The organism is Bradyrhizobium sp., assembly GCF_019244115.1.
Classification (GTDB): Bacteria; Pseudomonadota; Alphaproteobacteria; order Rhizobiales; family Xanthobacteraceae; genus Bradyrhizobium.
Window position 1 is genome coordinate 1 of the sequence record NZ_JAFATE010000612.1, and the last position, 5,911, is coordinate 5,911.

The 5,911-nt window shown below is 62.8% G+C and carries 7 protein-coding genes and 1 pseudogene; 3 read left to right on the forward strand and 5 right to left on the reverse strand.

The features are described 5' to 3' along the window. Positions 1-47: 47 nt before the first annotated feature. Both JOZ76_RS26935 and JOZ76_RS26940 read left to right on the forward strand, forming a co-directional pair. Positions 48-1,052, forward strand: a complete 1,005-nt coding sequence (locus JOZ76_RS26935) for an Hsp33 family molecular chaperone (protein ID WP_291703817.1) — start codon at positions 48-50, stop codon at positions 1,050-1,052. 140 nt (positions 1,053-1,192) lie between these two features. Then, positions 1,193-1,624 carry a hypothetical protein gene (locus JOZ76_RS26940; protein ID WP_291703819.1) on the forward strand — a complete coding sequence of 144 codons (432 nt, stop codon included), beginning with the start codon at positions 1,193-1,195 and terminating at the stop codon, positions 1,622-1,624. A gap of 158 nt (positions 1,625-1,782) precedes the next feature. On the opposite strand, the gene JOZ76_RS26945 is transcribed toward JOZ76_RS26940, so the two are convergent. Both JOZ76_RS26945 and pyrE read right to left on the reverse strand, forming a co-directional pair. Then, a complete protein-coding gene (locus JOZ76_RS26945; RefSeq protein WP_441300106.1) occupies positions 1,783-2,607 on the reverse strand; it encodes a DUF2865 domain-containing protein in 825 nt (274 codons plus the stop codon). A 137-nt stretch (positions 2,608-2,744) separates the two neighbouring features. Further along, a complete protein-coding gene (gene pyrE / locus JOZ76_RS26950) occupies positions 2,745-3,302 on the reverse strand; it encodes an orotate phosphoribosyltransferase (RefSeq protein ID WP_291703823.1) in 558 nt (185 codons plus the stop codon). Positions 3,303-3,490: 188 nt separating this feature from the next. Here pyrE and JOZ76_RS26955 point away from each other — a divergent pair, with 188 nt between their 5' ends. Beyond that, positions 3,491-4,117, forward strand: a complete 627-nt coding sequence (locus tag JOZ76_RS26955; protein ID WP_291703825.1) for a glutathione S-transferase family protein — start codon at positions 3,491-3,493, stop codon at positions 4,115-4,117. A 69-nt stretch (positions 4,118-4,186) separates the two neighbouring features. Here JOZ76_RS26955 and JOZ76_RS38390 read toward each other — a convergent pair whose 3' ends face one another. The 3 genes and pseudogenes from JOZ76_RS38390 to JOZ76_RS26965 all read right to left on the reverse strand — a co-directional run bounded on the left by JOZ76_RS38390 (position 4,187) and on the right by JOZ76_RS26965 (position 5,811). Further along, on the reverse strand, positions 4,187-4,636 hold the full coding sequence (locus JOZ76_RS38390) for a GFA family protein (protein ID WP_366112818.1): 450 nt from the start codon (positions 4,634-4,636) through the stop codon (positions 4,187-4,189). Between the two features lie 316 nt (positions 4,637-4,952). Next, positions 4,953-5,108 (reverse strand): annotated as a pseudogene (locus JOZ76_RS26960) (LysE family translocator); the annotation flags it as partial. A 304-nt stretch (positions 5,109-5,412) separates the two neighbouring features. Next, positions 5,413-5,811 carry a hypothetical protein gene (locus JOZ76_RS26965; protein WP_291703829.1) on the reverse strand — a complete coding sequence of 133 codons (399 nt, stop codon included), beginning with the start codon at positions 5,809-5,811 and terminating at the stop codon, positions 5,413-5,415. Between the last annotated feature and the right edge of the window lie 100 nt (positions 5,812-5,911).

Here is a 5,911-nt window from a genome sequence, read left to right on the forward strand (position 1 = left end):
CAGTCAACCCCTTTCGAAATGTGCGTGCAGACCCCAGATTAAGCGCCATGACATCGCAATCCCCCGACGGCAAAATCACCTTCAAAAGCCCGGTTCGCGCGCCCTCTGCGGTTCCGGTCGACGACGCGATCATCCCGTTCGAGGTGAATGCGCTCGACCTGCGCGGCCGCATCGTCCGGCTCGGTCCCGCGCTCGACGACATCCTCACCAAGCATGATTATCCCGCAGCCGTAGGCAAGCTGCTTGGCGAAGCGATCGTGCTGACCACCTTGCTCGGCTCCTCGCTCAAATTCGAGGGCCGCTTCATCCTGCAGACCCAGACCGACGGCCCGGTCTCGTTCCTGGTGGTCGATTTCCAGGCGCCCGACCGCTTGCGCGCCTATGCGCGCTATGACGAGGCGCGGCTCAAGGAAGCGAAGGATTCCGGCGGCCTGCTCGGCAAGGGCCATCTAGCCATGACCATCGACCAGGGTCCGGACATGAGCCGCTATCAGGGCCTGGTGGCGCTGACCGGCGGCAGCCTGGAGGAGGCCGCGCACGAATACTTCCTGCGCTCCGAGCAGATCCCGACCCGCGTGCGGCTTGCGGTCGGCGAGGAATGGAGCGGCGGCAAGCATCGCTGGCGCGCCGGCGGGCTGCTGACGCAGTTCCTGCCGAAGGCGCCGGAGCGCGCGCGCCAGGCCGATCTGCATCCCGGCGATGCGCCCGAGGGCACGACGCTGCACACGGTGGAAGAGGACGATGCCTGGGTCGAGGGCCAGTCGCTGGTGTCGACCGTCGAGGATATCGAGCTGATCGATCCCGCGCTGTCGGGCGAGCGGTTGCTCTATCGCCTGTTCCACGAGCGCGGCGTGCGCGTGTTCAAGCCGCTGCCGCTAAAGGCGCAATGCTCCTGTTCGCGCGACGCGGTCGCCGCCATGCTGAAAAGTTTTGCGCCAAAAGATCGCGCCGCGATGGTGCAGGACGACAAGGTGGTGGTGACCTGCGAGTTCTGCTCGTCGGTCTATCAGTTCACCCCGCACGAGGCGGGCGTCGAAGAGGGCACGGTGTAGCCGAGAGACATAAGCATATCTGAGCCCTTTTTGTTCATTCGAACAAATTAAGAACACCTTAGCAAGCCTTCGATATATCATTCTGATTCGATGCCCTGCCGATACAATATCTAGGGTCTGCCAGCTTCCGCGAGGACTACATGTCCACCATCGCCTTCGATCCCTTCGCACTCACCCGCATCGCCGATTTCGCCCGTCCGCTGTCGCGGCTGCACAAGGCCGCCCGTCACCGGGCCGTCGACGACGACGAGATCGACCGCGAGTTCAACGCGGTGTGCCAGTCGGTCTGGGGCTATTGCACCGACGACATCTCCGACGAATTGTTCTCGGCCGCGGATCACAGCTTTCTCGACGGGCTCGATGAGGCCCATGCGCGCATTTTCGCGGCCGAGGCCGGTTATGATCTCGTCGATGACGAGGGCATGCTGACCGACTGGTGGGGCTTTTGCTGGATGATTTTGGCCGAAAAGCGCGGGCTGCTGACGGCGGAGAACCGTGCGGCCGCGCGTGCCGCGATCGAGGAACGCTATCTGGCGGCACCGAACGTCATCGGCGTGATCGTGGGGCGGTAACCATCCGTCATTGTGAGCCACCGTCCGCGCAAGGGGCGCCCCTACAATCGGGCAGTCCGTAGGGGCGACCCTTGTGGTCGCCCCCTCGTGTCGACCCTTGTGGTCGCCCCCTTGTGGTCGCCGCGTCCGGCGTGACGTCGGCGGCATGGCCCATGTGGTCAGTCGGCTGATCGAGGTCGCGGAAAATTCGCTTCCGCGCGCTTGTCCCGCGCCAGCGCCTTTGGCGCACTCGTCGCAGCCGGGACCACGCTAGCGCCCGCGTCCGGCGCCTGCGCATCGCCGGCAATCATCTCGGCACTGACGGGCGCGACCTTCATCGCATTCAGGTGGGCGCGCACCTCCGATGTCAGGCCGGGATAGGCGGCGATCGGCGTGAACTCGGCTGACTGGCCGCTGCCATCCTTGCCGGAATAGGCGACGAGCCCTTCGGTGGTGGCGATCACGTCGCCGGGACGCAGCGAATTGTCGAGGGCGAGATCGATCGGGGCGAGGCCGGCCGGATCGCGGCCGTTACAGGTGCAGTCGGCGCGCAGCGCCTTGCGGAACGCGAACGCGTTCTCGCTCTCGGCATAGCGCTCGCCGCTTGCGGCAGTGGCGCCATCGATCGAGGCGCCGAAATAGACTTTTGTCGGACTCGCGGGGCAGAACGCCTGGCACATCTGGGCCGGCGAGGCGAGGCCCCGCATCAGCGGGAAATAGCGGCCGTCGCAGCTTCGTACGCAGAAGGCGGGACCCGAGCTTGCCACCGCCGGGCGCGCCGGCTGCTGCGCCGGTTGCGCGTTGAAGCCGAAGGGATCGTTGAAGAAGTTCGATTGCTGCTGCTGCGCGGGCCGCTGCTGCTGTTTGAATCCGCCGAACAGGAAATCGAACAGCCCTTCGGCCGATACCGCGTGCGGCGACAACACCAACGCGCCGGCGATAGAGATCGCGGCGATGCGCGCAAGGCGGCGCCGCCTGCGCTGAAAACAAGACAAGAAACGCAACGCTTAAAACCCCACGCAACGCATTTGATTGGCAGGCGGCACCCGGCCGCAGGCTTGAAAACACCTTAATTGGTGATGGTAAACGAGCGGTGAGCGTGGCGCTTTTGCGGCCGAAAAAGGAATTTCGGCAGCCGCGGCTAGAGAAATTCGGCCGCGCGGTAGAGGGCGCGGAAGGCGAGCCCGGCCTCAGCGAACGTTTCGCTCGCGCCTTCCTCGCGGTCGACCATGGTGAGCACGAGCGCGACGTCGCCGCCGGCCTCGCGTACCGCCTCAACCGCCTTCATCGCCGAGCCGCCGGTCGTGGTGACGTCCTCGACCACGACGATGCGCTTGCCTTGCAGGCTCTCGCCTTTCGCCAGGCCCTCGATGGCGAGCCGCGCGCCATGCTCTTTCGGTTTCTTGCGCACGAAGAAGGCCGCGATCGGATGGCCCTTGAGCCACGAGATCTGCGCGATCGCACCGGCCAGCGGCACCGCGCCCATCTCCAGGCCGCCGACATAGTCGAGCTGGTCGTCCTTCAGCGCCTCATAGGTGAGTTCGGCCAGCAGCGTGGCGCCCTCGGGATCGAGCATGGTCGGCTTGAGGTTGAAGTAGAAATCGCTCTTGCGCCCCGAGGCCAGCGTGATCTCGCCGCGTCCAAACGAGCGGTGGCGGATGATGTCGGCGAGACGGGCGCGGGAGGCTGATTTGGACAATGGTTGTTCCGGCGTTATTCAGGTGACGCAATCTATAAGGGCAGCCGGGCACATTCCAGTGCGGATACGCTGCCGTCAACAGGGCCTGTCCCGCGTCGCCGGAAGCTCTCCCCATGTCAACCGGATGGTTGTAAGCGCCGGACCTTCCGGGCTACTGGATACCGCACCATCGCCCGGGGGAGGACAAGATGACGATCGAGCTGCATACCTGGAACACGCCGAACGGCCGCAAGATCTCGGTCGCCCTGGAGGAGATGGAGCTTCCCTACAAAGTGATCCCGGTCAACATCACCAAGGGCGAGCAGATGGCGTCGTCGTTCCTGGCGATCAGCCCGAACAACAAGATTCCGGCGATCGTCGATCCCGATGGCCCCGAGGGCGAGCCGGTCTCGATCTTCGAATCCGGCGCGATCCTGCTCTATCTCGGCGAAAAGACCGGCAAATTCCTGCCAAAACCGCTGCTCGAGCGCATCCCGGTTTATGAATGGCTGATGTGGCAGATGGGCGGGTTCGGCCCGATGCCCGGCCAGGTGCATCATTTCATCGCGCTGGAGAACGAGCAGGACCGCGCCTACGCCCTGAAGCGCTACATGGCCGAGACGCGCCGCCTCTATGGCGTGCTCAACCGCCGGCTGCAGCATCGCGAATTCGTCGCCGGGCCATTGTCGGTGGCCGACTTCGCCATCCTCGGCTGGGCCTGGCGCCACCCGCGCCACAAGGTGGAGCTGTCGGATTTCCCTCACGTCAAGCGCTGGTACGACGCGCTGATGGCGCGCCCCGGCGTGGCGCGCGGCATGGTGGCAAAGCTGGATTGATCTTACGGTCGTCATCGCCCGGCAATTTGTCCAACCGACCCGACCCTAACGGCCCCTCGGCACGAAAGATCAATTCATCTTCTTCTTAGGACCGATGCGGATAGGCGAGGCACCGTCGCGACCGGTCGTTGCAAACCTCGGCAAGTCATCGAGCGCCTCGAACCAAGGTAGCTGTTCATTAACGAAGACATGGCAGCTCGGCGACGCATAATTCGCGTCGAGCAGCGACACCGCATATATGTGAATTTCTCCCTTTATCCGTTCATTCTCATATGTGAGGGGTGACCCACAATTCTCGCAGAAACCACGCCGAACGCCTGGCGAAGAATGGAAATAGCGGGGCGCGCCCTTCGTGAACGCGAACGCGCTGCGTGGGACTGAAATCCATGTCGTTATCGGGGAAGAGGTTGCTCGTCGACAACTCTCGCAATGGCAATGCAACGTCCAGTTCGCTGCCCCGGTGTATTGGAAGACAATCGAGCCGCACAAACATTTGCCGGACACTGAAGTGGCGTCCATTGCCGCACCTTGTTCCCGTAGAGGACTGTTCGATTGTGCCGATTGAGCATCGTGTGTCAACGATGTCGCTTACTGGCCTATCAGTGAAATGACGCTCAGGTCGGGTGTTGAGTCGGCAGGAGACGGTAAGACATCACATGAAATGAGCATGGCGAGGCGCGGATGGAGCCGCAGACGGTTAGCGCGTGCTTTCCGCCTCGTCATGGCCTGGCTTGTCCCGGCCATCCACGTCTTCAGGCGCGGCACCGAAGTAAGACGTGGATGCCCGCGACAAGCGCGGGCATGACGAGTCAGTGGAAGCAGCCGATCGCACGCATCACGCCCTTCTCGTCTCCAGCGCCATTCGCACGGCAAGGCCGGTGAGCACGGCGCCCATCAGATAGCGCTGGATCAACAGCCAGCTCGGCCGCGTCGACAACAGCGCGATCGCGCCCGCGCTGAGCGCGATCGCTGCGTTCACGCTGACGCTGATCACGGTCGGGTGTCAGCACGATGCCGAAGGAAACGAGTGCGAAGGCGAGGAGAGAGGAGGTGTGGGGCATGGCAGGACTCGCAGGGCAGATGGCATCGCTCATCTAACGCGCGCATCGTTGCCATGTCAGTCCTCGAATTGCACCGAGAGCGATTCTGCTTCCGCGACCGCTCGCTGCTTCGCCAGGGCGGACGAGCCTGCGGCGAAACATTCGGCCAAGCTTCCTGAGGCAAGGGTCCTGGTGTTTGAGGGCACAGTAGACTGTCTCGCACGGCCGCGCACTCCCGAATCTGGCCCAAAGCGGCTAGGAAGGGGGTATCAGTCCTTGACCAAACACCGACACATCGTCGTCTCTGATGACGATGGTCCGATCTGATCCGTAAAATACGAGGGCCTCGGGGCCAACATAATCTTCGGCTCTGAGAGAAATAGAGATCGAGGAGCCGTCCTCAAATGCAATGACGAATGCTTCCGACTTGGCCGGCGTCACATCTACGACGATCTTCCCGATCTGCTCGCAGATCAGATTTCGAAACTGGTCTTCGCCATCCCTCAAGGCCTTGCGATTAGAAATTACCTCCATCCGAGTTAATGCATTGATCGTAGAGCCATCAAATTGAAGTTGCCAGTAATTCAACACGAACGTGATGGCGCTTAACTTTTCTCCCACGATGCCGTCAAAGCAGTTTGGTTCGTGGCTCATGGTCGTCTCCAACGCCGCTGCAGTGCGGCCTCTTATATCACGCCGACCGGCATGTTTTGTTCACGTCCAACACTGAAATGGCGCTCGCGTCGGGTGTAGG